Annotated in this window: 18 protein-coding genes and 4 tRNA genes; 9 read left to right on the top strand and 13 right to left on the bottom strand. The window is 43.1% G+C overall.

Translation table 11 applies throughout. The annotated features are described in order from the left end of the window. Window positions 1-437: 437 nt before the first annotated feature. The 9 genes from ACT3TH_RS13030 to ACT3TH_RS13070 all read right to left on the bottom strand — a co-directional run bounded on the left by ACT3TH_RS13030 (window position 438) and on the right by ACT3TH_RS13070 (window position 8,041). Window positions 438-512 (bottom strand) — tRNA-Thr (locus tag ACT3TH_RS13030). Between the two features lie 106 nt (window positions 513-618). After that, a tRNA-Gly gene (locus tag ACT3TH_RS13035) sits at window positions 619-692 on the bottom strand. 84 nt (window positions 693-776) lie between these two features. Then, window positions 777-860, bottom strand: a tRNA-Tyr gene (locus tag ACT3TH_RS13040). A 67-nt stretch (window positions 861-927) separates the two neighbouring features. Beyond that, window positions 928-1,003: transfer RNA gene (locus tag ACT3TH_RS13045), tRNA-Thr, on the bottom strand. A gap of 182 nt (window positions 1,004-1,185) precedes the next feature. Then, window positions 1,186-2,682, bottom strand: coding sequence for an anthranilate synthase component I family protein (locus tag ACT3TH_RS13050; RefSeq protein ID WP_444756246.1), 1,497 nt, complete (start codon window positions 2,680-2,682; stop codon window positions 1,186-1,188). A gap of 450 nt (window positions 2,683-3,132) precedes the next feature. Then, on the bottom strand, window positions 3,133-4,134 hold the full coding sequence (locus ACT3TH_RS13055) for an FHA domain-containing protein (RefSeq protein WP_444756247.1): 1,002 nt from the start codon (window positions 4,132-4,134) through the stop codon (window positions 3,133-3,135). Between the two features lie 151 nt (window positions 4,135-4,285). Beyond that, window positions 4,286-5,140 carry a DUF3298 domain-containing protein gene (locus ACT3TH_RS13060; RefSeq protein ID WP_444756248.1) on the bottom strand — a complete coding sequence of 285 codons (855 nt, stop codon included), beginning with the start codon at window positions 5,138-5,140 and terminating at the stop codon, window positions 4,286-4,288. A gap of 213 nt (window positions 5,141-5,353) precedes the next feature. Continuing rightward, a complete protein-coding gene (locus tag ACT3TH_RS13065; RefSeq protein WP_444756249.1) occupies window positions 5,354-6,949 on the bottom strand; it encodes a peptide chain release factor 3 in 1,596 nt (531 codons plus the stop codon). A 159-nt stretch (window positions 6,950-7,108) separates the two neighbouring features. Then, window positions 7,109-8,041, bottom strand: coding sequence for a hypothetical protein (locus ACT3TH_RS13070; RefSeq protein ID WP_444756250.1), 933 nt, complete (start codon window positions 8,039-8,041; stop codon window positions 7,109-7,111). A 285-nt stretch (window positions 8,042-8,326) separates the two neighbouring features. Here ACT3TH_RS13070 and ACT3TH_RS13075 point away from each other — a divergent pair, with 285 nt between their 5' ends. The 4 genes from ACT3TH_RS13075 (at window position 8,327) to ACT3TH_RS13090 (ending at window position 13,566) form a co-directional block, all read left to right on the top strand. After that, on the top strand, window positions 8,327-8,740 hold the full coding sequence (locus ACT3TH_RS13075; protein ID WP_444756251.1) for an organic hydroperoxide resistance protein: 414 nt from the start codon (window positions 8,327-8,329) through the stop codon (window positions 8,738-8,740). A 185-nt stretch (window positions 8,741-8,925) separates the two neighbouring features. Continuing rightward, window positions 8,926-11,880, top strand: a complete 2,955-nt coding sequence (gene polA / locus ACT3TH_RS13080; protein ID WP_444756252.1) for a DNA polymerase I — start codon at window positions 8,926-8,928, stop codon at window positions 11,878-11,880. 243 nt (window positions 11,881-12,123) lie between these two features. Beyond that, window positions 12,124-12,642: a hypothetical protein gene (locus ACT3TH_RS13085; protein WP_444756253.1), complete on the top strand. Its 519-nt coding sequence runs from the start codon at window positions 12,124-12,126 to the stop codon at window positions 12,640-12,642. A gap of 135 nt (window positions 12,643-12,777) precedes the next feature. Further along, a complete protein-coding gene (locus ACT3TH_RS13090) occupies window positions 12,778-13,566 on the top strand; it encodes an SDR family NAD(P)-dependent oxidoreductase (protein ID WP_444756254.1) in 789 nt (262 codons plus the stop codon). 62 nt (window positions 13,567-13,628) lie between these two features. Here ACT3TH_RS13090 and ACT3TH_RS13095 read toward each other — a convergent pair whose 3' ends face one another. Further along, window positions 13,629-14,918: a NosD domain-containing protein gene (locus ACT3TH_RS13095; protein WP_444756255.1), complete on the bottom strand. Its 1,290-nt coding sequence runs from the start codon at window positions 14,916-14,918 to the stop codon at window positions 13,629-13,631. Between the two features lie 159 nt (window positions 14,919-15,077). Between ACT3TH_RS13095 and ACT3TH_RS13100 the strand changes: the two genes are divergently transcribed. Next, window positions 15,078-15,428: a hypothetical protein gene (locus ACT3TH_RS13100; protein WP_444756256.1), complete on the top strand. Its 351-nt coding sequence runs from the start codon at window positions 15,078-15,080 to the stop codon at window positions 15,426-15,428. Between the two features lie 119 nt (window positions 15,429-15,547). Here ACT3TH_RS13100 and ACT3TH_RS13105 read toward each other — a convergent pair whose 3' ends face one another. Continuing rightward, a complete protein-coding gene (locus tag ACT3TH_RS13105; RefSeq protein WP_444756257.1) occupies window positions 15,548-16,396 on the bottom strand; it encodes a BPSS1780 family membrane protein in 849 nt (282 codons plus the stop codon). A 185-nt stretch (window positions 16,397-16,581) separates the two neighbouring features. Further along, on the bottom strand, window positions 16,582-17,601 hold the full coding sequence (gene hemH, locus ACT3TH_RS13110; RefSeq protein ID WP_444756258.1) for a ferrochelatase: 1,020 nt from the start codon (window positions 17,599-17,601) through the stop codon (window positions 16,582-16,584). A 501-nt stretch (window positions 17,602-18,102) separates the two neighbouring features. Here hemH and metX point away from each other — a divergent pair. The 4 genes from metX to trhO all read left to right on the top strand — a co-directional run bounded on the left by metX (window position 18,103) and on the right by trhO (window position 22,525). Further along, window positions 18,103-19,476, top strand: a complete 1,374-nt coding sequence (gene metX, locus ACT3TH_RS13115; RefSeq protein WP_444756276.1) for a homoserine O-acetyltransferase MetX — start codon at window positions 18,103-18,105, stop codon at window positions 19,474-19,476. After that, window positions 19,473-20,090 (top strand): methionine biosynthesis protein MetW, encoded by a 618-nt coding sequence (gene metW / locus ACT3TH_RS13120; RefSeq protein WP_444756259.1) that lies wholly within the window; start codon window positions 19,473-19,475, stop codon window positions 20,088-20,090. The genes metX and metW overlap by 4 nt, the downstream gene beginning before the upstream one ends. 407 nt (window positions 20,091-20,497) lie before the next feature. Continuing rightward, window positions 20,498-21,079: a tetratricopeptide repeat protein gene (locus ACT3TH_RS13125; RefSeq protein WP_444756260.1), complete on the top strand. Its 582-nt coding sequence runs from the start codon at window positions 20,498-20,500 to the stop codon at window positions 21,077-21,079. Window positions 21,080-21,460: 381 nt separating this feature from the next. Further along, complete coding sequence (gene trhO / locus ACT3TH_RS13130) at window positions 21,461-22,525, top strand: oxygen-dependent tRNA uridine(34) hydroxylase TrhO (RefSeq protein ID WP_444756261.1); 1,065 nt, start codon at window positions 21,461-21,463, stop codon at window positions 22,523-22,525. A gap of 249 nt (window positions 22,526-22,774) precedes the next feature. Here trhO and serA read toward each other — a convergent pair whose 3' ends face one another. Further along, window positions 22,775-24,001 carry a phosphoglycerate dehydrogenase gene (gene serA / locus ACT3TH_RS13135; protein ID WP_444756262.1) on the bottom strand — a complete coding sequence of 409 codons (1,227 nt, stop codon included), beginning with the start codon at window positions 23,999-24,001 and terminating at the stop codon, window positions 22,775-22,777. Window positions 24,002-24,320 lie beyond the last annotated feature (319 nt).

The following is a 24,320-nucleotide window of genomic DNA, read 5'->3' on the forward strand; positions in this document are numbered from 1 at the left end:
TAGTGAATCTTTATCAATCAAAGATCGGTGAATAGCTGTTTGATAATCTTTGTTAATTACAAAACCATCAAACCGTTGACGCTATGGCTTATCTATCAAAACTGTTTTGTTGCTTTGCTATTGTCTATCTACATTTTTGTGCTACGCATCTAGATATAGACATTATACGTGCTTTTCAATGTATTGAACATTGTAAGGTATTATAAGTGGTAGCAGTGGTCATACTTTATATTACTATAACCTATTAATAAAGCTGCCTTACAAACAGGTTTACTGTTTATTAATAAACTGACAGCACTAAAAGGCAACACCTCAGTGTCACCTTTGAATCGTTACTTGCCACACTGTATTTATAATTTTCAATATTTTATGGTTTCAATATCAACGCCAAGCTAAATAACAATAGCGAAGCAAACACAAAAGACTCAAACAATAAATGGAGCTCATATCGAGAATTGAACTCGAGACCTCTCCCTTACCAAGGGAGTGCTCTACCGCTGAGCTATATGAGCGTATTCTAGCCAACCAACAGGTTGCACTAAAAAAAATATCACGATACAGTACTGATAAATTGACTGTCGTGATGAATTATTGATAATTTTTGCGATGGTGCATATATGGAGCGGGTGGCGGGAATCGAACCCGCGTCATTAGCTTGGAAGGCTAAGGTGTTACCATTATACCACACCCGCAAATACTCTTATTTAATAGGACTCTAATCGAGAGCCGTTATGTATATAGAGCATGCTTGGCGCTATGACAAACTTTAGAAAATATGGTGGTGGGGGAAGGATTCGAACCTTCGAAGCTTTCGCGACAGATTTACAGTCTGTTGGGTTTGACCGCTCCCCAACCCCACCTTAGGTTGCTTTGAACAAAAATGACTTTCATTTAAGACAAATTCATAAAAAGCTACTTTAAGAGAGATGGTGCCGACTGCCGGGATCGAACTGGCGACCTACTGATTACAAGTCAGTTGCTCTACCAACTGAGCTAAGTCGGCTTGTTCTCTTAAAGTGGTGGCTATTCTATCAAATATTTTGAGAGACGCAAGCTCTTTTTCATCTTTTTTATGATTATTTTAATAATAGTTTTTAAGTAATTGATTACGTGGGGATTTTATATATATAAAAATACCCCTTTTTATTATACTTGCAAGTATTGGCACCTTTCTTTAAAAAACTTCTAACGAATACGTAAACCATTGCAAGCCATTTTTACTGCTTTTACCAGTGCCAGCGCTTTTTTGTTGGTTTCATCCCACTCTGCTTCCGGTACAGAATCAGCGACGACGCCAGCACCGGCTTGGATATGAATTTGACCACGGCGCATTACTGCAGTACGAATCGCAATGGCAGTATCCATATTGCCATGCCAGCCAAGATACCCTACTGAGCCACCAAACACCGTCCTGCGGACTGGTTCTATCTCGTCAATGATTTGCATAGCGCGGATTTTGGGCGCACCTGATAGTGTTCCTGCTGGAAAAGTCGCACAAAACACATCTAAGGCATCTTTGTCAGGCGATATCGTGCCTTCCACGTTAGAAGCAATGTGCATCACTTGTGAGTAGCGCTCTATAAACATCTTTTCGGTGACTTTGACGCTGCCATATTCACAAACACGGCCAATATCATTACGACCCAAATCGATGAGCATCAGATGTTCAGCAATCTCCTTTTCATCACTGAGCAGTTCTTGCTCAAGTGCTAGGTCCTCCGCTTCATCTCGACCACGTTTGCGCGTGCCCGCTAGCGGTCGCACGGTTACTTTGCCGTCTTCGATACGCGATAATATCTCAGGCGATGCACCAATGATGTCAAAGCGCTTATGATCGTCCAAAGTGTAGCCATGTACTAAAAACAGATAGGGGGATGGATTTAAAAATCGCAGGGCCCGATAAACGGCCAGTGAATCGCCCAGATAGTCAGCCGTTAAACGCTGCGCTGGAACCACTTGCATGACATCACCCGCTAAGATGTAGTCTTTTATTTTGTTGACATCGCTACGGTATTTGTCAGCGCCTGTATGTGAGGTAAATGTCGGTGTCGGCATGATGGGTGCGCTCAAATTCGGCATTTCTGCCAACTTGTCTTCAATTTTTTCCAGCTCACGAATGGCCGTGCCGTACCCATCTTCAGTCTGACAATCGGCATAGACAATAATGGACAAGGTGTTTTCTAGCGTGTCAAAGACAATCACACTCATCGAAAGCATGAGCCACATATCTGGCATCGTCATGGGATTGGGGGCATCAGACAAACCCACCGTCGGCTCAATGACGCGCACCATGTCATAACCAAAGTAACCAACTAACCCGCCACTAAAACTCGGTAACGGCGCAATGTCTTTCGACGTTGGCATCTGATACTGTGCCATAAGTTTACGAATATAATCAAAAGGATCAGCGACTGGCTCTACATCGATATGATCATTTTTTTTGGTGGTCATATTGCCATCTGCGTACTGCAAAATCAGCTCACTGCCCAGACCAATCATCGAATATCGTGCCCAGCGCTCACCGCCAACGACAGATTCAAACAAATACGCAGAACCATTTAAATCACGTACTTTAGAAAAAACTGACACTGGTGTTTGGGCGTCCATCAAACGCTTCTTCACCAGCGGCGCATGACTAAAGCCTCGGTCTTTGAATGCTTGATACTCTTTAAAGGTCATCATAGTAACGCTCTCTTAGCAACATATTGACAAAAGATAAGAAAAGTCAAAACAATAAGGCGTGTTCTCATTTTAAAAATGGTAATAAAAATGAGATAAATCGCCGTCAAACAAGGAAAATAGCGCAGATAATATCGAGATATTAACCAGCTATTTGAGGCGGTTTGGCAAAATTTAGCCATTTTTAGTTCATTTAGATGACTATCGCTTGAATTGAGGACACGCCTTAGTCAAATGACAAACAAAATATAGCGTCAACACTCTTTTGAATGTTGACGCTATAAGAAACGGTATATTGTAAAAAATCACAGTGTCTGGCGATGTGCCGGCCAGTATACCAAAGCCTGCCAACGTTATCGTGGTTGAAACCGACTGCCCAGTTACCGTTTTAGACTCGCTTGCATTCTTTGGTGTTCTTTAAGCACAGCAGCATTAGATATAAGCGATATTTAATTATGCAGGGCCATTTCCACCCATGTTAAATAACCATAGCGCCACACCGATGATTATCAGAGCAATAAATACCCAGATAAACCAGCTGCCACTCGGTTTTTTCTCAGAACGTCCTGCCGTGGCCGGATTGTCAATGGCTTGATCCATCGCGTTGTTGCCTTCGGTACCAAGGTCACGACCTTGACCCAAATTGGCAGTCCCCGAAAACTGTGCGGTAGCCGCCTGCTTTGCACGTAAGACATCCGGATCTGCTTCTTCTTGCAGTTCTGTGGTTGTGGTTTTGTCATGTTCTGGCTGAACCACTGGTTCCTTACGTACAGGTGGCTCTTCGCGTACGGCTGGCTCTTCATGCATAGGTGGCTCTACAACTGGCTCATTATTAGTGGATGCCATTGGTGGCGCCTCCGTGGCTGTTACAGACTCATGTTTCGCTGCTGTCGATGGTGTTGGCGTCTCTACTATAGGATTCGCTACTGTTTCACTCGATGCAGGTGCTTTAGTCGGTAGTATTTCTTCGATATCTGTTTTTTTCACAATGGGCTCCTTGATGGTTGGCTCTTCGACGAGAGGCTCAGTAACTACCATCTCCTCAGTATGGGTATCCATACTAGTGGTTGAATCTTCTGTCATCACTGGGGCTAACGTTTCAGACTTTGTGTCAGCAATCGCAGTATTTACTTGAAAGTTAAAGCTTGCAAAACCGATCGTATCATCCACTTGTAACAGACTCGACTTGTTGCCTTCGATGCGTTCATTATTAATAAACGTACCATTAGACGAATCTAAGTCTTTTACATACAACTGACCACCTAATATGCTTAGCACTGCGTGATTGCGCGATACTTCTTTGCTGCCGAGCACGACATCATTGTCACTACCGCGTCCAATAGACAAGCTTTCACTGATTGTCACAGTCAAATCGCCAAGCGCTTCCGTTAAAGCCTTAAGTTCCCATGTTTCTGTCTCTACTGCTGTATTCCCACTGTCTGTAGGGTTCGTCATCTTATCACTCCTTATTTTTCGTTAAATTTAAATGGTTTTCCATAACTATTGCCAGTTTCTCAAAAGGTTCTACCGTTATTTTAAGTTGAGCCCTAATATCTACAAAATAATTATCTAAGATATTTAGGTATCAAACTATTTAATTATCAAATTACTTAGGTATGAAGCGCGGCTTTAAGACTTTATTCAACTTAGCATATGGAATACTCAGCACTGGCATTCCAGCTGCATAAGGACCAATAGCATAAGGTTGGTACAGAATATCAATGCCTTTATCCGTCAACGTCACATTGTCACTCAACGTGAAAGGCCAGTTTTTTTCATAGCTGCTGACATCATTATCAAACGTTTTGACCCACGTTTTATAGGCATCATGAGCAAGCGCTTTAAAGCGAGGCTCTTGTCCCGCTATTAGCATATCATCGAGTTTTACTTGCGTCTTAGCAGTGAGATCAAATATCAAATACTCGTTGTAAGACATACCATGAGCGCCACCTGTATAGGAATAGGACTCGATTTCAAACAATTCAAAATCATTGACATGACCTAAATAGTTGGGTCTTACTGTCAGCTCGTATGGCCACTGTCTGTCTTCTGGTTGATCGACGAATTGTGAATTAATAAAACCGTCAATAGCAGATTTGACGTCTGCTGCCGTATTTTTTGTTTTGGTAGGCACAGACTCGGCTGGCTTGCTATTCACGACTACATTATTAATGCGGGTATTGGTAATATTATTTATCCAATCATGATTGGTTTTAAGATACTCAACCTCAATCTTTGGACAGTTTTCGCGCTCAGTACAGACTTTTTGTATGTTTTTGGGCAACTGATATTCGAGATAAGTAGTGCTGCTAATGACACTGCTTGCATTTGCAGACATACTGATTGCACTGACAATTATGCCACTTACCAATACTCCCATTAGGCGAGTACGACTTGCCCTCATCAATGAATGTGAATGCAGTACAGATGAGTTTTTGCCAGAGTAATTCACAGCGTTCATATGACCTCTATAATAAATTTAGTTTATAAATCTAAAATGTTACTTAACATTCTAACGTAACAATTACAACGTATTGTAGGAACACTGTTGGATTTTTTGAAGCCTTACTGCTTGCCATATATGCATTTCGTCTTATATAAGGCATAAATTGTAGCCAATAAAAAAGACACGGCGAACGTGTCTTTAGAATAAGCAATAAAAAAATATCTGGTATTAATGCTCACGCGTATTACTAAAAGTGATTTCTGGATAACGGTCTTGCATGAGTTGCAGATTGACCCGCGATGGTGCAAGGTACGTTAAGTAACCGCCCCCATCTAATGACAACTGGTCATGCGCTTTGCGTTTAAATTTGGTCAAAGCCACTTCATCATCACAGTGAATCCAGCGTACGGTGGCTATAGATACTGGCTCAAACACACACTGCACTTTGTATTCTTCTTTAAGGCGATGCGCGACCACTTCAAACTGTAGTACACCCACGGCACCCAAGATTAAATCGTTATTAATCTGCGGCATGAATACTTGCGTTGCACCCTCTTCACTCAATTGCTGCAGACCTTTTTGGAGCGCTTTGGATTTGAGCGGGTCTTTAAGTACTACGCGGCGGAACAATTCAGGCGCAAAATGCGGAATACCTGTAAAGTTTAGCTCTTCACCTTCGGTGAAACTGTCACCGATAGAGATGGTACCATGGTTATGTAGACCGATGATATCACCCGGATAAGCTTCTTCTAACGCTTCGCGATCACCTGCAAGGAAGGTCAAAGCATCCGCAATACGGACGTCTTTGCCCAAACGCACGTGCTTGAGTTTCATGCCTTTTTCGTACTTACCTGAACAAACACGTAAGAACGCGATGCGGTCACGGTGACGCGGATCCATATTGGCCTGAATCTTAAAAACAAAACCCGTGAAATCTGTCTCTGTTGCTGATACTTCACGCTCTTGCGTCGGATGGGCTTTTGGTGGCGGTGCGTACTTCACTAACGTATCGAGCACCATATTGACGCCAAAATTACCCAATGCCGTACCGAACAACACAGGCGTCATCTCGCCTGCCAAAAATGCCTCAACGCTAAATTCTTCTAGGGCCATTTGCACAAGCTCAAGCGACTCTTCAAAGGCGTCAAACATGAGCGTACCTAAACGCTCACGAATGTCAGGATAATCATAGCCTTCGCGGGTTTCAGAGACCGTCATCTTGCCGCCATTGCCTTTTTGATAAAAGTACGTCTTGTTTTCGGTCAAATGATACACCCCAACAAAATCTTGTCCCATACCGATAGGCCAAGTCACAGGAATACATTTGATTTTCAGCACCGCTTCGATTTCACTGAGCAGCTCAAGCGGTTCACGAATCTGACGGTCAAGCTTGTTCACAAATGAGATAATGGGCGTATCGCGCATACGGCAAACTTCCATCAACTTGATGGTACGTTCTTCAACGCCCTTTGCGCCATCAACCATCATCAACGCACTGTCAACGGCGGTCAATGTCCGATAAGTATCTTCACTAAAATCGGCGTGACCGGGAGTATCAAGTAAGTTGACGACATGATCCTGATAAGGAAACTGCATTACAGAGGTAGTGATAGAAATACCACGCTCTTGTTCCATACTCATCCAATCTGAGGTCGCATGACGATCGGTCTTGCGTCCTTTGACTTCGCCTACTACCTGAATGGCTTGTCCCCACAGTAGTAATTTCTCAGTCATGGTGGTCTTACCCGCGTCAGGATGCGAGATAATGGCAAAGGTACGGCGTTTGGACACTTCTTTGTCTAACTTTTTTGGATCTACGCTCATAGTTTTCGGCTTCAACGGTTGTGTCATTTAGAAATCAATCTAAATAAATAGAATAAATAATGGATGTATTGTAGCGGATTTAGCGTCAGGGTGCAGAATTAGCGCATAAAAAAACACTCTCTATCTATTCAATAAAGAGCGTTAATGGTTTTTTTGAGGTCAATAAGAGCGTCTGATTTGATCCGCTAAGAAGTCCCCTGCTACCTCATTGACTATCGTACAATCCACCACACCTCGAAGACTGTTGGTATTTGGGTTCGTAGTACCGTTGGCAACATAACTGGCTTCATAAACGGCATTGGTAATGCTACTACCATTGGTGTATTCGACGCCATTGTATTGATAAGCTGGCTGATTCATGTACTCAAAAAACGTTACCTGCGCCACTTTTTGATTGTTACCAATACCTGCGCCAAATCGCGACGTTCTATAGTCTCTGTTGTCAGTAAAGCGATTTTCGGCCGCTACAATCCATCTCTCAAGTGACTCATTTCCTGTTTTATCTTTTTCGTTGAATGCTAAAAATGAGCGCTCGCTTGTGACGACTGGAATATAACAGACAGAGCCTATTGGGAATTCAGCATTGGCTGGAATCTTAGGATACTTATTCAAAGCTGTGAGAATACCGCGACTGTCTGCCGTATTGATGCCAGCGCTATAGCTGTTTGCGCGCAGTCCCGATAAATTGAGCGTTTTATAAGTGGTTTCGTAGTTCAACTTATTATTACTATTTTTTTCATAGATAGGACGTTTGACCGTGCGACCATTGACTTCGATGTTTTTGTTTTCAAGCTGGCCTTCAAAATTATCCGCCAATACTATTTTGTCCAAAGTATTCAAACTCTGATTGCTATAATTATTGACAATATTTTTAATGGTGATTTCGTGTTCACCTTTACGATACGTCTCATCGATACGCGCAATCGCACTGTCGTTGGCTTGATTGTCAAAGCTTTTGTCAAAGCTGGTTAGAACCATTTTGCTACTGCCACTACCGTCGCCAGACCCATAAGCCCCATCATCTTCTCCGCAGCCGACCAGCGACAAAGCCAATATAGAGAAAATACTCGGTATCACAATCAGTCTATTCATTGAACACGGTCCTTATGATAGGTAGGGTTTCTTATCATCTGCTCTGATGATTGGGTTAGACACTTTTATAAGATTAGTTTACCTTAATACATTCTGCGTTTATACCAAAAGCTGGTCATATTTGGCGATTTATCAACGTCATTTTTGAACACATTACTTACAAATTTATAGTATATACTTACGACTGACCTATATAGCTAATAGGTTGGTTTGTTATGCTAAATGCCACATTGAGACTTACCGCTCGAACATAAAAATTCAAAATATTAAAATAAAGGATGTGTTATGAAAACATTATATTCTACTAAAGCCACTGTTACTGGCGGCCGTACAGGTTCAGTCAGCCTAAATGACAATGATCTTAGCATCAACATGGTACCACCTGGTTCTGGTAAAGATGGCAACAACCCAGAGCAGCTTTTTGCAATGGGTTACAGTGCTTGCTTCGATAGCGCCCTTGGTGCAGTTAAGCAAATGGAAAAAGCAAAGTTTGATTCAACGACTTCAATCTCAGTAGATTTGCTACAGGGTGAAGGTCATGATTACAACCTAGCAGCAAAAATCCATGTAATTGGCGAAAACACAGAATTGTCTGCTGATGAATTTCAACAATTGGTCGAAAAAGCGCATCAAGTTTGCCCATATTCAAAAGCCACCCGTGGCAACATCGACGTTGAAGTTACTTCAGAAGTAAAATAATTCAAAACCAATAATTATTTCAGTATAAAAGAATCCAGTCAGCACTGGGTTCTTTTTTTTGTTTTAAGAATTGGTAAAAAAGATCGAGACAAGAACATCTCTTAACTTTTAAGCAGTTCGGCAAGCACAGGTTTTACCGTTATAATAAGCATATATTTTTATCTAATAGATGATAAGTGACTTTTATGACTGACAATGACCACAACTCTCATCAAGCAATTGACCCTCAAGCTTTACCGAACTTTGATACCATGCCCAATGTAGCCACCATGGACACCAGTCACGTGGACAAAGATCAGCCACCTTTTATCTTGGTTGATGGCTCTTATTATTTGTTCCGCACTTATCATGCTTTGCCCAAAACGATGCAGAACTCGCAAGGACTCATCACCAATGCGATTCGGGGAACCTTGAACGCGTTATTGAAACTTATGCGTCGCTATCACCCGACCCATATGGCGGTCTGCTTTGATACCAAGTCACCCACTTTTCGTCACCATATGTCTGCTGACTACAAGGCGGCTCGTCCTCCTATCGACATAGAGTTGGTGGAGCAAATTCCTTATATTCATCGCTTGGTAACTGCCTTAGGTATTCCGCTATTGCGCATTGAAGGGGCGGAAGCTGATGATATTATCGGCACGCTTGCCTACCGTGCGGTTGAACAAGGCCATCATGTGGTTATCTCAACAGGCGATAAAGACATGATGCAGCTGGTCAACGACTGCGTCATATTGGAAGACAGCTTTACGGGTAAAGTGACAGACACTCAAGCGGTTATTGAGAAGTTCGGCATCAACCCAAATCAGATGATCGACTTCTTAACCCTAATGGGTGACACCTCTGATGGTATCAAAGGTGTGCCTGGCATCGGTAAAAAAACCGCAAAAGACTTGCTTGTTGAGTATGGCACTATAGACAATATGATCAAGCACATTGGCTTTATCAAAGGTCGCGGGGCAAAAGGCTTGATTGAGCACGCAGATGACATTCCGTTTAACGCAAAACTTGCCACCATCGTTACGGATTTGGAAATCGGTCAAGACTGGAATGATTTAAAAATTAATACTGATCCATGTGCTCATATCGATGAGTTACGCGAGCTATATACTGAGCTTGAATTTAGAAATGAGCTGGCATCACTTGACCACCCGAATCATCCAGCAAATGGATCACAAAGTGTCGCTGATAGCCAAGCCGATGCTGAATCACAAGCACAAGTGGCGAAATACTTACAGTCGACCAAAATCACAGACACCAAAGACAGTAAAAGCCATGATAAAGCATGGCACACGGTTTTAGATGAGCCAGCTTTTGACAGTCTCGTGAAACTATTGGAATCTGTACCGCATTTCGTGATTGATACCGAGACCACCAGCGTTCATTGGCGCGAGGCACAGATCGTCGGTTTGTCATTTGCCGTTCAAGCACACGAGGCTTACTATGTACCGCTCACGCACAGCTTAGAAGGTGATGAACTAACCGCCAAGCAACTTGACCGCGACACAGTATTGGCTCGCTTGAAGCCTATTTTAGAAAATCCAAATATCGGTAAAATTGGTCAGCATCTAAAATACGATGCTCACATTCTTCATCACTACGGTATCGACCTAATCGGCGCACTTCATGAGCGCCCTAACAACTGGGCAATGGATACTATGCTTGCCAGCTATGTGATTAATGCTGCCATCACTCGTCACGGCATGGACGACTTGGCACGGCACTACTTGCAAACGCAAACCATCAGCTATGAAGACGTCGCGGGTAAAGGTGCAAAACAAGTCACTTTCGATCAGGTCGCCATCGATATCGCAAGCGATTATGCTTGTGAAGATGCGGACATTACTTATCAATTGTTTGACGTGTTCAGTGTAGAGCTGGCGAACGACAGCAATAATGCCAAGTTATTGCATGAGTTAGAGATTCCAACAGCAGAGATACTGTGCCAAATGGAAGCGCACGGCATTCTCATTAAGCGCCCGTTTTTAAACGAGCTGTCAAAACGCTTCGATGAAGAGATCATCGCGCTAGAAAAACGCGCGTATGAAGTCGCGGGCGAAGAGTTTAATTTAGGCTCTCCCAAGCAACTTGGTGAGATGTTGTTTGAGAAGCTTGGCGTCGTAGGTGGTAAAAAGACCAAGTCTGGTCAATACTCAACGGGTGAAGCCGTGTTGTCAAAAATTGACCATCCATTAGTAGAAATCGTTCTTGAATATCGCGGACTCTCTAAGCTAAAGAGCACTTATACCGATGCGCTTGATAATGTCGCAGATGCCAACACCGATCGTGTCCATACCAGCTATCATCAGGCATTAACCAGCACAGGACGCTTGTCTTCAACGGAACCCAACTTACAAAACATTCCGATTCGTACGGCGACGGGTCGCTTGATTCGCCAAGCTTTTATCGCGCCAGAAGGTCGCGTCATTTTGGCGGCGGATTACTCGCAAGTTGAGCTGCGTTTGATGGCGCATTTTTCAGGTGATAAAAATCTGACCCATGCTTTTAATGAAGGGCTAGATATTCACGCGGCGACTGCTGCTGAAGTATTAGGGAAAGAAGTCGAGAACGTTACGCCAACCGAGCGCCGTAATGCCAAAGCCATTAACTTTGGTCTGCTCTATGGTATGAGCGCGTTTGGACTTGCCAAGCAGCTACAAATGAGCCGCGGTGAAGCGCAAGACTATATCGATATGTATTTTGAGCGTTATCCCGGCGTCAAAAACTACATGATCAACACGCGTGCCAGCGCGTATGAGCACGGCTATGTCGAGACCATATTGGGTCGTAAGCTCTACACGCCTGACATCAATCACAGCAACCGTATGGTTAAACAAGGGGCTGAACGTGCTGCGATTAACGCACCGCTCCAAGGCTCAGCGGCTGATTTGATCAAGCTTGCCATGATTGCGGTCGATAAAGTGTTACCAAAAGATCAGGCTAAAATGCTTCTACAGGTGCACGATGAATTGGTGTTTGAAGTCGATATCGATAAAGTGGATGAGGTCAGTCAATTGATCACGGACGCGATGCAAGATGTCTTGACCACAACAGCGGTAGATAAAGGTTGGAATGTGGATTTCGCCGTGCCATTATTGGTTGAGACCGATAGTGGTCAAAACTGGGATGAAGCACATTAATTGCTACCCATGCCGTTATTAATAGAAGCGTTAATAACGGTATCTTTATTAAAGATGGACATATTCTAAAACACCCGATGACCCATTGGTTGTATTAACTAACAATATAAGCGCGAAGTTAGCGCTATAATGTCTCTCTACCAAACGACATGTGGTTGAATAAGTCTTAGTCTATAGTGAGCCTTTGCGCTCACTTTTTTATGTTCGAAAAGTTAGGAGTTTATTATTACAAGTCCTGAAAGCATGATTGAAATTCCCGGTAATATAATTTTGTTTGTCTGTTTGATACGCTGCGTTCAATATTTGATGAAAAGTCCGCTTAAATACGCCCGCACTTTTTGGCTGGCAAGCATACTGACATTCGTGGCGGCAATACGCAGAGAGTTGAATTACCTACCTGATTTATGGGTATCAAGTGATTTCACCTTGCTCACCCATTCATATTACTGGTGGGAAGATGTGGTTCTTACCATGATTTACTTGACGATTATTGGTTTGCTGGTTTACTCAAGGCGCTATGCTTGGGCAATAATAAAAAGAGTCCCTTGGTACTTATACGTGATTGTCGCCATATTTGCAGTGTTACAGTATATGGGCGAACGTGCTATTGTCTTTCCTGAAAATATTGGCGTCTTCGTCGAAGAGCTATCAGAGACGCTCATCTACGCGACTGCATTGGTTTATTTATGGCGATTGAACTTAAGCGATTATGCTAGGCAATCAGATGCAGACAAGCCGCACTACCAAACGGCTTCGCGTTAATATCCAAATCAATACCCAATGCCCTTGCAAAATACTAGCAGACGAATTTGTTATACTAGATGTCAGGCCGAGGCATCATGCACTTTGTGTATGGCCTCGATTTATTGCTGATAAATAATGATGAAGTCACTTATTATGAATATTTTGATTACAGGCGCATCGCGTGGCATTGGTCTTGCCACCGCCAAACACTTAGTAGAAAAAGGCCATCATGTGGGGCTGTTTGCCACCAATACCGCAACACTTGAGCAGGCGATTACGGATAAAGCCTTTAAGAAAGCGCTCAAACAAAAACGCGTCATCACAGGTCAGCTTGATGTGACCCAACCGGATTCTTGGGACACTGCCATCAGTCTTATGACGGATCATTTTGATGGTATTGATGTCTTAATTAACAATGCTGGCGTACTGGTCAGCGGCGCATTGCCAACGACCGATTTAGATGATCAACTGGCATTAATCGATGTCAATTGTAAAGGCGTTCTGATTGGCTGTCATAAGCTTGCCCCTTATTTGGCTGATAGTAAGAATGGCAAAATTATTAACATGTCATCCGCTTCTGCAATTTACGGTCAACTTGACGTTGCGACGTATTCAGCAAGTAAATTCTTTGTGCGTGGTCTGACTGAAGGCCTTAACATTGATTACGCAAAATTAGGTATCAAGGTCATTGATGTGATGCCGCTTTGGGTTAAGTCGGACATGACGGCAGACATTCAAGTAACGAGCATCGATCGCTTGGGTATTAATTTGACTGTGAATGACGTGGCAAAGACCATAGGCAAACTCACCAATCGTCCTAACCGTAAGCTAAAAAACACACATTACACAGTGGGCATGCCAGCAAAAGTTTTTCAAACACTGTCGCAAGTGACGCCTGATCCTCTAATACGCTGGGTAAATACTAAGATTAGTGGTAAGTAAATCTTTTGATTAACCTCGATCAACACTTAATAAACCTATCATCTTATTAATCTCCATTCTGGCTACTCAATTTGAGTAGCCGTTTTACTTCCCTCTCGAATCTTAATCGCCTGCTCAGCAGTTTTGTCGACAAAAACATTGTCTTTGACCACCGTGTCCTTTATCGCGCCTGCTTTGCTTTCTTCGCGTATCTCAGACCCAATCACAATAGGTGATTCTACCGTCGCTGCAAACCGATTGGCACTGATAAGCGTCCCATCATCTTCTACAATGATGCCTTGCTCTGCTTGCTCGAACCGATTATCGATAATTTGATTGTCTTTTGCACTGTCTAAATGATAGCTAGCAAACGGCGTCTGTTTAATTGTATAAGCACCGCATTCAAACCCTTTTAGATTGCGCGATTGTCTTGAGGCAATCCAAACCCCAACGGGTTCTTCTTGAAAGACATTATGGCGGATAATATTGTCACGGCTCGATTCGGTACGTTTGAAATGATTGCTCCGCGACGAATCATTAGCATGCTCAAAACAGTTGCGATATAAAAGCACACTACCTGCACCATTATGAATAAAATGATTGTTTTCAATACGGTTATTGCTTGAGGAATCAACGGCGATGGCCTCACGATTTGGCTTAAATGGGCGGAAACCATTGCCGACGAAAACGGAATTTTTAATCACATTATCACGACTACCGAATTCTAAATACAGTCCAACTGTGCCCGCATTTTGGATATGTATTTTATCAAAAATAACATCATGCACATGATCGCCGACGAACATACCACTATTGATGCTATTGCGACTGCTGACGTTAACAACGCGAATGTCTCTTGGCGCAAGGGCGCGATTGGCAACAGGATCAATCAAGCCACACGCATAACGCTGGTTAGGATTGCTATACTGGCGAATGTGCAGCGCGTGCCCATATCCATCCACATGGCAATTAGCCACCGCGATATCGGTAATAGCGCGATCGGTCTTGGGTTTAATCGTAATGGCACTTGTCTTTGACGGATCGTCAGCAGCTGTGCTAAGCATTGCGCCTTGACAGTCCAGCGAGCTGTGAGACGTATCTAACACAAACCGTATCGACTTGCCTGTCAAATCACAACTTGGGCTTAGTACGTTATGGCCTTTCACGGTCACTGTTTGCTTGGGTGTCAACGTACTACACTCTATCGTCGATGTGGCTGTTGGTAATTTGGCTTCAATGGTAAGCGGCTTTTTTAACCCAATATGGCGACTGGTGGCATCATCATAGGCAGAGGGCAAACGCTCACACGCCGTTAAACTTGCGATACCGCCTATCAACGACAATGTGCAGAGTAAATGAGGAATTGTTACCATATTAGGTCTTCTTATTTTTTGGCTATCTTACATTTTTTGAACATGCTGTGACACCTTATCACTATTAGCAGCAATCATAACGCGTCACACTAGCCTTGATAAACAAAACCAACAATCTCCACAAAAATAATCTCCACAAATAATAACAAGGAATCCATTATGGACAGCTCAAAAATCCCATTACCAGAAGAGATGGATCATATTGACGGTAATGTTCGTAGCGATGACGATGCCTCCGATGATCAGGACAACCAATTAGTCGATTTAAATAATCCTATGTTACACACGATTGATGACGACGATGTGATTGATAATAGTGCAGGATTTAGCAACTCACAGGTTGGCAGCGATGCGACTCAAGGGTTAACACCTGTACATCGTCAGAATATCGATGAATCCCGCATTGATGAAGTATTGGTTCAAGACAACCTTGATGACAATGATTATCCTGATGCTGTTGATATCGCGGATGCAGAAGCAGCAGAACGCAGCAACGATGATGACTTTTAAAAATAATCACGGCACTTAAAGCATTCTTGTGGTCATAAAAAAGCCTGCTCTCATTAAGCAGGCTTTTTTGATGTATAGAATATCTATGATGTCGGCTAGTTTTTGCCACCTATAATTGATTATACATCTGACAATGGCTGATCTGTCCAAACGTCACGATAACTCGTGTAATAGGTGATCATTCCTATGGGTACTACCACCAATATTGCCAATCCGAGCGTGAACAATATGCTTAGCAGCGCAAGAATTGGCAATAGTAAAGAAAAAACAAACAGTGGCATGATGTTTTTTAAACAGCCTTTCACGCTCATTTTCATGGCTTCAGTAGGTGCAATGTTGTGTAGCACAATCAAAGCTGGAGCAAACCATACCATGACGAATAAGAAGAAAAAAGCTATCATCGAAAACAGGAGCACGAGCAGTATGGCAACTATTGAGCCGCCGCCCATTTGCTCGCCTGTCACCACGCTATTCACATTACCCATGTCACCTGTACTATAAACGATTGCGAACAATACGATTGCGATGGGAATAAACGCAATGATTAGAGCAACCATATAAAGTACAAACAAGACAATCAATGGCAATAGATGTGTACTAAATGCTGAAAAAAGATGGTCAAATCTGAGCTCTTTACCCGTGACTTGCGCATTAGCGCCTTTTATTATTCCACCAACAAAGACAAAAGAGATCAAAGAAAAGACAAAATTGATGATAGGTATAGCGCTCATAACCATTGCTATGATTAAGTAGACAACGCCAATCCCTAACCAAAGTAAAAAATTATCTTTAAAAATCGATAAAGCATTGGTAATCCAGCTGACACCCCAGCTCGCTCGTCCCGCTCTAGGCTCGGACAATAGCTGCGGCAATAGTTGACCATAGTCATCAGTTGGTGGTAGATCTGGCGGTAGACCGTTGGACTTCTGCAGAGAGATATTGGGGGACGAGTTGTTAGAGATAGACATCTTAATCCTCAAATGTAAATGGAATGAAAATTAATCACAGTTTTACATATTGATGATGACAACCTCAACTTTATTTCACTATATCTATTTAAGAAAAAATTGTTTCGACAAAAAAATACCGAACATAATGCTCGGTATTTTTTATTTTAAGCTGCTTAATTTAGGCGAGCCAGCAACTGGCTTTCTTATGACCAACCGTCCAACGTTCCCGCCCAGCCTTTGACTAGAGGCGCACTCAAGGCTTCAAGTAAATCAATGTGCGTGTCATCGAGGTTTAATGCTGGAATATAGTGATATTCTTGCCCGCCCGCATTTAAAAAGTTATCACGGTTTTCAATTGCCAGCTCTTCTAGTGTCTCTAAACAATCGGCTGAAAACGCTGGGCTAACCACTTGCACTGAGCGTACGCCAGACTTGCCCCAATCTTCTAACACGACATCAGTATAAGGCTTCACCCATTCTTGTTTACCAAAGCGCGATTGAAAACTGATGATCCATTCATCCGCTTGAAGACCAAGAGCGTGAGCCACCTGCGCTGCTGTACATTTACAACGCTTCGGGTACGGATCACCTTTATCTGCATACGGCTGCGGAATACCATGAAAGCTAAACATTAATTTTTCAGGTTTACCATGCTTGGCTTGGAAACGACGTATCGACTCTGCCAATGCTTGTATATAGAGCGGATGTGCAAAGTAATCTTTAACAATCGTATAATTTGGCAAATTGCGTTGTTTGAGCGTCCACTTCGTCATCGCATCGTATACAGCCCCACCTGAAGAAGCAGAGTACTGCGGAAATAATGGCAAGATGACAAAATGATCCACCCCTTCACCGCGCAAGGTATCCATCACATCAGGCAAACCCGGATTGCCATAGCTCATCGCAGGATGTACGGAAACACGAAATGGCACCGCCGAATTTGCCAAGCGCGGCTCAAGCATTTCAACTTGGCTTTTTAATATCTTACGAATCGGTGAATCGCCTTCCCAAATACTGGCATAAGCTTTTGCCACACGTTTGGGGCGACTGGGCAAGACAAACAGATTTAAGATAATCGCCCACAAAAACTTTGGAATTTCGATTACGCGTGGGTCTGACAAAAATTGTTTTAGATAACGACGTACGGCAGGCGCTGTTGGCTCATCAGGTGTACCAAGATTAACTAATAGGACAGCAATACGCGGGGGCAATTCAGGTTTCATAGCAGCACTATTTAATGTTTAGGTTTAGGTTTATGTTTGGGTTAGAGAAAAAACAGCAAGAAATATCAAACGTTGTCCACGAAAAGATTATTAAGGCGTGATTGAATGAACATCCTATTAGTGTAGCATTTTATCTATTAATAAAGCATGGCAAAAGCACCCTTATACAATTTGATACCCAAGTCGCGGCTGAGCATTACCTCTACTCATACCGCTATAATAAAAACTAAGCTTGAAACACTGTGAGTGATGGTTGTACTCATATGCGCATCACCATACAATAGGCAGGCCCATTGGAATTAAAAGTAGCACAGTACAACCAATATCAGAAACACCCTAATTAAAACAGTATCGGTAAGGCAGTTTGTCGACCGACTGCCCTTTTTATTTTATTGATGATTATTGTCTTGCGAGGTAGCTTTGAACGCACGCCCTGATAATACCAGTGACCATTCCACTAATGATGCAACCGATTCGTCTGACGCAGTTGACTCAGTTGGCATTGTCACGCCCCAAATTCTCCATTTCGCTGAGCCATTAACTTTAGAGTGTAACCGCACCCTGCCCTCTTTCGACCTAATCTTCGAAACATATGGTACGCTCAATAGCGACAAGTCGAATGCCATCCTCATTTGCCATGCCTTATCGGGCAGTCATCATGCCGCCGGTTTTCATAGCGCCGATGAGAAAAAAGCAGGTTGGTGGGACAATATGATTGGCCCTAATAAAGCCATCGATACCACTCAATTTTATGTGGTTTGTGTTAACAACATTGGGAGTTGCTTCGGTTCAACAGGCCCAACCTCGATCAATCCAAATAAAGCTTATATAACAGACAATTATTCAGATGATAGCTATTCTGACAACGCTACTGCAAGTGATCGCAGCGACTCCCCTGTCTACGGCCCTGACTTTCCTTTGGTTACCATTAAAGACTGGGTAAAAACCCAAGCCATGCTGTCTGATCGCCTCGGCATTGATGTTTGGCATGCGATTGTCGGCGGCTCCATGGGCGGGATGCAAGCGTTACAGTGGTCGGTTGATTATCCAGACAGGCTTAAACGCTGTATAGTCATTGCCAGTACGCCCAAGCTATCGGCGCAAAATATCGCTTTTAATGAAGTTGCCCGTCAGTCCATTCTCTCTGATCCTGACTTCAAAGATGGACGCTACTTACAAGCAGGCACGTACCCTCGTCGCGGCCTTATCTTAGCGCGGATGGTTGGTCATATTACTTATCTGACTGATGATGCGATGAAGGCCAAATTTGGCCGTGATTTAAAATCGGGCAAGTTTATGTATGGCTACGATGTTGAGTTTCAAGTTGAGAGCTACCTGCGCTATCAAGGCGAACGCTTTAGCGAAAACTTCGATGCCAATACGTATCTGCTCATGACCAAAGCACTGGATTATTTTGACCCGACGCGTGACTATCCACCAGCCTCGGAAACAGAAGCGATCGAGCCAGCGGTGCAACTTGAGAGCTCAATTGCCACGTCAGTTGATGCTGCCAAAAATGCCACTCAAGAGGAGCTAGAAGACAATGTAGCAAGTATGAGTGACAACGAACACAATCGTCAGCAAGAGCTAACAGCGCTCAAAGCCGCCTTTGCTCATACCCAATGCCAATACTTAGTGGTGTCATTTACCACTGATTGGCGATTTGCACCCGAGCGCTCACAGGAGATAGTCGATGCACTGATGGCAACTGGCAAGCCGGTCAACTATATCAATGTCGATGCGCCGCATGGTCATGACTCATTTTTATTTGATATTCCGCGTTATATGGGTGCCGTCAAAGGATTTTTGACTGCGCCATTTATTACCGATAATCTGCCAAACAATAGCCGCCAAAAAACAGGAGCACGCTCATGAGAATGGATCATCAATTGGCTGAGCGCTGGATTGCCCCGCAATCACATGTGTTGGATTTGGGCTGTGGTAATGGTGAGCTACTCGCGCATCTGCAACAGAACCGCGGCGTAACAGGCTACGGACTTGAGATTGATGAAGAAAAAATCAATGATGGCATCGCAAAAGGCTTATCTATCATCGAGCAAGATCTCAATGATGGTCTAGCGCGCTTCGCTGATAACAGTTTCGACACTGTCGTCATGGCGCGTGCGCTCCAAGCAGTGAAATCGCCCGACGTACTGCTACTCGATATGCTGCGAGTGGCTCGCGAAGCTGTCATTACTTTCCCCAATTTTGCGCACTGGCAAAACCGCCTGCATTTGGGACTAAAGGGAATGATGCCCGTCTCAGAAGCGCTACCTTATGAATGGTATAACACGCCCAATATTCATCTATGTACGTTTAAGGATTTTGAGCAGCTGTGCGCCCAGCATGACATACATATCATCAATCGCTTTGCGGTCAGTGACTCCGAAAAAGGTCATAATCCACTCATGAAAACCTTGATAAGACAAGCACCCAATCTGTTGGCAGATGTCGCTATTTATCGCGTCACCAAACGAGAGCCAAAATAACACCAGAATTTATTTACGTTTTATCAAAGAAAATATTTGAACTTATAAATGCAATTAAGTTTTATGAGTACAATTATTAACCTTACTGAAATATATTTTTATTCTTACATTTAGTAACTCTATGATTTTATTAAGGACAATGGCGTATGGATAAGCGTTAAATCGTGTAATTAGTATTTGAGTTTCGTAAGTATGGATGTTAAGCTAGCCAAATAGTGTCAACTGCATACCTAAGATGACCGTTTATCGGTTTTGCTACGGTCAACTGCGATACTACTCTTATGAACTATATTGCTAATAATTAGGTAAGTTGGTACTGCAAGATTTCACCTAATTGTTAGTGCCGCCTAAAATAATTTGGCGGTACAACTTTTTTTGCTTATTAACTGCCTGATTTTGGAGCTGCTATGAAATTATTAAAAGCTGCGTTGTTTACCGCATTGTTTTCTTGTGCAGGTTTTGCCAACGCTGAGTTAATATCAAATGTGCCACTTGATACCTCACGTTTTGAGCTAATGCCTGTCAGCGAGTTATCTGCCAGTGCTGCCCAAGGTAACAATCACGCTCAGTTTTATTTGGCCAAACGCCTACAAAAAGGCCAAGGTATCGCTCAAAATACTCAGCAAGCCGTCCAGTGGTACACCAAAGCAGCCAACCAAGGTGTTGCCCCTGCTCAGTTGAACCTTGCAATCATGTACTTACGCGGTGAAGGTGTACAACCGAACTTGCAACAAGCGCGTATTTGGTTAGAAAAAGCGGCGATGCGCGGTGATAACCGTGCCAGCTATACGCTTGCTTTGTTAGATGAAAAGCAAAAGAATTTGGTTGACGCTTATAAATGGTACGACTTGGCTGCCCGTGATGGCATGCTAGACGAAAAAGTCCGTAACAAAGCACGTGGGAAAATCGGTCAGTTGGCATTGAACTTATCAAGCGCTGATATCGCAAGTGCTCGTAGCAAAGCAGATACGTGGTTCCAGAGTAAGTAAGCTCAACTCTTACGCAGTGAATATCAAAAAAGCTCAGTATGTTACTGGGCTTTTTTGTTTTTTAAACGTCGTATAAGTTAGTCGATTTCTAGCATACATTTCATTAGAACCCATTCAAAACCTGCCCAAAATTTGCTACACTACGCGCGCATTGATCAATTCCACAATTGCGCCAATGTTATAGTTGATTTACTTTAAAAGCGTTACAGTGTAACTGGGATGAATTTTTCACAGCCTCTGCACTAGCAGCACGCAAGGAAAATTTATACCAGTTACACGTGGTTATTAACGTATCGATTTTATTCTAAACTAACTATAACAACCTTTTAAAACACTTAACGTATTGCACTGGGTTTGCGACCCAGCCAGCAGGAGAAAACCATGAGTACGACTCAAGAAACTAATAGCACCCCGACTGATAATAAGTCAGCCCCTGTTTACGACAGCGTCACCAATAATATTGTCGTTGCTGCCCTCTATAAGTTCACGCGCTTTGCTGACTTTGAACAGTACCGCGAGCCAATTTTAAATAAGATGCTCGACAATGACGTCAAAGGTACTTTGTTAATTGCTAGCGAAGGCATCAACGGTACCATTTCTGGCACACGCCAAGGTATCGACAACGTCCTTGAGTATCTGCGCAGTATCGAAGCGATTGGTAGTTTTACTTTTAAAGAGTCTTATACCGACGCCCAGCCTTTTTATCGCACCAAAGTGAAGCTCAAAAAAGAAATCGTCACCATGGGCGTAGAAAACATCGATCCACTACAATCGGTCGGTCGTTACGTGAAGCCCAGCGAGTGGAATGCGCTAATTTCAGACCCAGATGTTATCCTAATTGACACACGAAACGATTATGAAGTGCAAATCGGGACGTTTGAAAACGCGGTCAACCCACATACTGAAACCTTCCGTGAATTTCCAGAATACGTGGCAAAAGAGCTTGACCCCACTAAGCACAAAAAGGTCGCCATGTTCTGTACGGGCGGCATCCGCTGTGAAAAATCCACCGCGTATATGCGTGAGCAAGGGTTTGAAGAAGTCTATCATTTGGAAGGTGGTATCTTAAAATATCTTGAAGAAATTCCAGCCAGCGACTCTATGTGGCAAGGCGATTGCTTTGTTTTTGACAATCGTGTGTCGGTCAATCACAACTTAGAAAAAGGCAGCTATGAGCAGTGTTTTGCCTGCCGTATGCCAATTACGCAACAAGACATGCAAAGCCCTGCCTATATTAAAGGCGAGTCATGCCCGCATTGTATCGACAAAGCAACCGATGAGCAAAAAGCAAGATTCCGTGAGCGCGAGCACCAAATGCAGTTGGCACAAAAGCGCGGTGAAGCTCATATTGGTAGCGACGTCATGGATGTGATCGAAAAGCGTAAAGCCGCCAAGATTGAAGCACGTCGTCAAGCTGAGGCTGAGAATAACACCAAAGCAAAATAAGTTTAAAATTGATAAAAGCAAAAAGGACGCCTCAATCAAATATTTGATTGAGGTGTCCTTTTTGCTTTATTAGTACTTACTCAGTAATTAGCGCGGCTTAGCTAATACGGTAAGTGCTATAGCCGTATGGAGATAAAGTAATTGGCACAATCTGCATATTCAAAGCATTTCTTAAGACAAAAAAATAGCAGGCACTTAATATAGCCTGCTATTTATTTACTAACGATTGGTCTTAAATGTAAATACCATTTAGAACAAAATACGCACGCGGATCGTTTCTTCTACGTCTTTTAGCTGATCTAGTGCAGCATCCGAATCATTGTAGTCAACATCCATCACCAAATAACCAACATCGCCTTCTGTCATTAAGCTCTGCGCTAAAATGTTGATACCTGCTTCTGCAAACAGACGGTTGATCTGAGACAGTACGCCTGGTACGTTTTTATGAATATGTAGCAGACGGTGCGAGTTTTCTTTAAACGGTACAGAAACTTCTGGGAAGTTGACAGCAGTTGCCGTATCACCTTGATCTGAGTATCTGACGAACTTATCTGCCACTTCTAGTCCGATGTTGGCCTGTGCTTCTTGCGTTGAGCCACCGATATGCGGAGTTAAAATGACGTTGTCAAACTTACGCAATGGCGATTCAAACTCTTCATCAGCAGATTTTGGCTCTTTTGGGAACACGTCAATCGCCGCGCCCAATACTCTACCAGATTCAAGTGCAGCAGCAAGATCATCAATGTCAACACACGTACCGCGCGCGGCATTGATAAAGTAGCTGCCTTCTTTCATTTGGGCGAACTGCTCCGCTTTCATCATATAACGCGTGCTTGGTACATCAGGCACATGCAACGTCACGATGTCAGCTGTTGATAATAACTCTTCTAAGCTTCCTACTTGTACTGCGTTGCCAAGTGGCAATTTGGTCACGGCATCATGATAAATGACCTTCATCCCGAAGCTTTCTGCCAAAACAGACAGCTGTGAGCCGATAGAGCCATAACCGACGATCCCAATGGTCTTACCGCGCACTTCGTGTGAGTTGGTTGCAGACTTGCCCCAGCCACCACGATGCACAGTCGCATTTTTTTCAGGAATGCCGCGATACAGCATGATGGCTTCGGCCAATACAAGCTCTGCTACTGAACGGGTGTTCGAGTATGGCGCATTAAAGACGGGAATACCAAGATCACGAGCCGCTTCCAAATCTACTTGGTTGGTCCCGATACAAAAGCACCCAATACCGATAAGTTTGTGCGCATGCTCAAGCACTTCACGCGTTAACTGAGTGCGCGAGCGAATACCAATAAAGTGAGCATCTTTGATTTTTTCGATCAGCTCGTTTTTATCAAGAGCATGACTGATATTTTCGATATTATGATAACCCGCACCTTCCAATACTTTTAGGGCATTGTCATGTAGACCTTCGAGCAATAAGAAGCGGATTTTGTCTTTTTCTAGTGATAACGCCATGTGGGAACTGTCCTATAATTGTCTTATAAAATTATCTAAAGAATAATCTATGATGAATGAAACGAAAACAGTCTAGATATCTTACACAAAATCCGGCGTCGATGTTAGCCGATTAGATGAATTATTGATTATCAAGCCTGAAAATTTTTTATGCTATAGTGAACGTTCTGTTTAACATTGATTAAAGGGTTTCTTATTATTTCTACCCGTTTGATCAGGCACATTCCTATCATTTTATAATTGTCACTATAACCAACTTCCAGTTATGTACACACAATTATATAAACATAGTTATATGGGTTTTGTTATGTCGATTTAG

This window comes from Psychrobacter sp. AOP22-C1-C5 (genome assembly GCF_052378885.1).
In the GTDB taxonomy this organism is placed as follows: domain Bacteria; phylum Pseudomonadota; class Gammaproteobacteria; order Pseudomonadales; family Moraxellaceae; genus Psychrobacter.

Excerpts from the sequence above, each read along its gene's own strand:
- ACT3TH_RS13085 (WP_444756253.1), top strand. The coding sequence starts at position 12,124 with ATGATTGAAATTCCCGGTAATATAATTTTGTTTGTCTGTTTGATACGC.
- ACT3TH_RS13125 (WP_444756260.1), top strand. The coding sequence starts at position 20,498 with ATGAAATTATTAAAAGCTGCGTTGTTTACCGCATTGTTTTCTTGTGCA.
- ACT3TH_RS13055 (WP_444756247.1), bottom strand. The coding sequence starts at position 4,134 with ATGACGAACCCTACAGACAGTGGGAATACAGCAGTAGAGACAGAAACA.
- ACT3TH_RS13070 (WP_444756250.1), bottom strand. The coding sequence starts at position 8,041 with ATGAATAGACTGATTGTGATACCGAGTATTTTCTCTATATTGGCTTTG.
- ACT3TH_RS13090 (WP_444756254.1), top strand. The coding sequence starts at position 12,778 with ATGAATATTTTGATTACAGGCGCATCGCGTGGCATTGGTCTTGCCACC.
- ACT3TH_RS13075 (WP_444756251.1), top strand. The coding sequence starts at position 8,327 with ATGAAAACATTATATTCTACTAAAGCCACTGTTACTGGCGGCCGTACA.
- metW (WP_444756259.1), top strand. The coding sequence starts at position 19,473 with ATGAGAATGGATCATCAATTGGCTGAGCGCTGGATTGCCCCGCAATCA.
- ACT3TH_RS13100 (WP_444756256.1), top strand. The coding sequence starts at position 15,078 with ATGGACAGCTCAAAAATCCCATTACCAGAAGAGATGGATCATATTGAC.
- trhO (WP_444756261.1), top strand. The coding sequence starts at position 21,461 with ATGAGTACGACTCAAGAAACTAATAGCACCCCGACTGATAATAAGTCA.
- ACT3TH_RS13050 (WP_444756246.1), bottom strand. The coding sequence starts at position 2,682 with ATGATGACCTTTAAAGAGTATCAAGCATTCAAAGACCGAGGCTTTAGT.
- serA (WP_444756262.1), bottom strand. The coding sequence starts at position 24,001 with ATGGCGTTATCACTAGAAAAAGACAAAATCCGCTTCTTATTGCTCGAA.
- ACT3TH_RS13060 (WP_444756248.1), bottom strand. The coding sequence starts at position 5,140 with ATGAACGCTGTGAATTACTCTGGCAAAAACTCATCTGTACTGCATTCA.
- polA (WP_444756252.1), top strand. The coding sequence starts at position 8,926 with ATGACTGACAATGACCACAACTCTCATCAAGCAATTGACCCTCAAGCT.
- ACT3TH_RS13065 (WP_444756249.1), bottom strand. The coding sequence starts at position 6,949 with ATGAGCGTAGATCCAAAAAAGTTAGACAAAGAAGTGTCCAAACGCCGT.
- hemH (WP_444756258.1), bottom strand. The coding sequence starts at position 17,601 with ATGAAACCTGAATTGCCCCCGCGTATTGCTGTCCTATTAGTTAATCTT.
- ACT3TH_RS13095 (WP_444756255.1), bottom strand. The coding sequence starts at position 14,918 with ATGGTAACAATTCCTCATTTACTCTGCACATTGTCGTTGATAGGCGGT.
- ACT3TH_RS13105 (WP_444756257.1), bottom strand. The coding sequence starts at position 16,396 with ATGTCTATCTCTAACAACTCGTCCCCCAATATCTCTCTGCAGAAGTCC.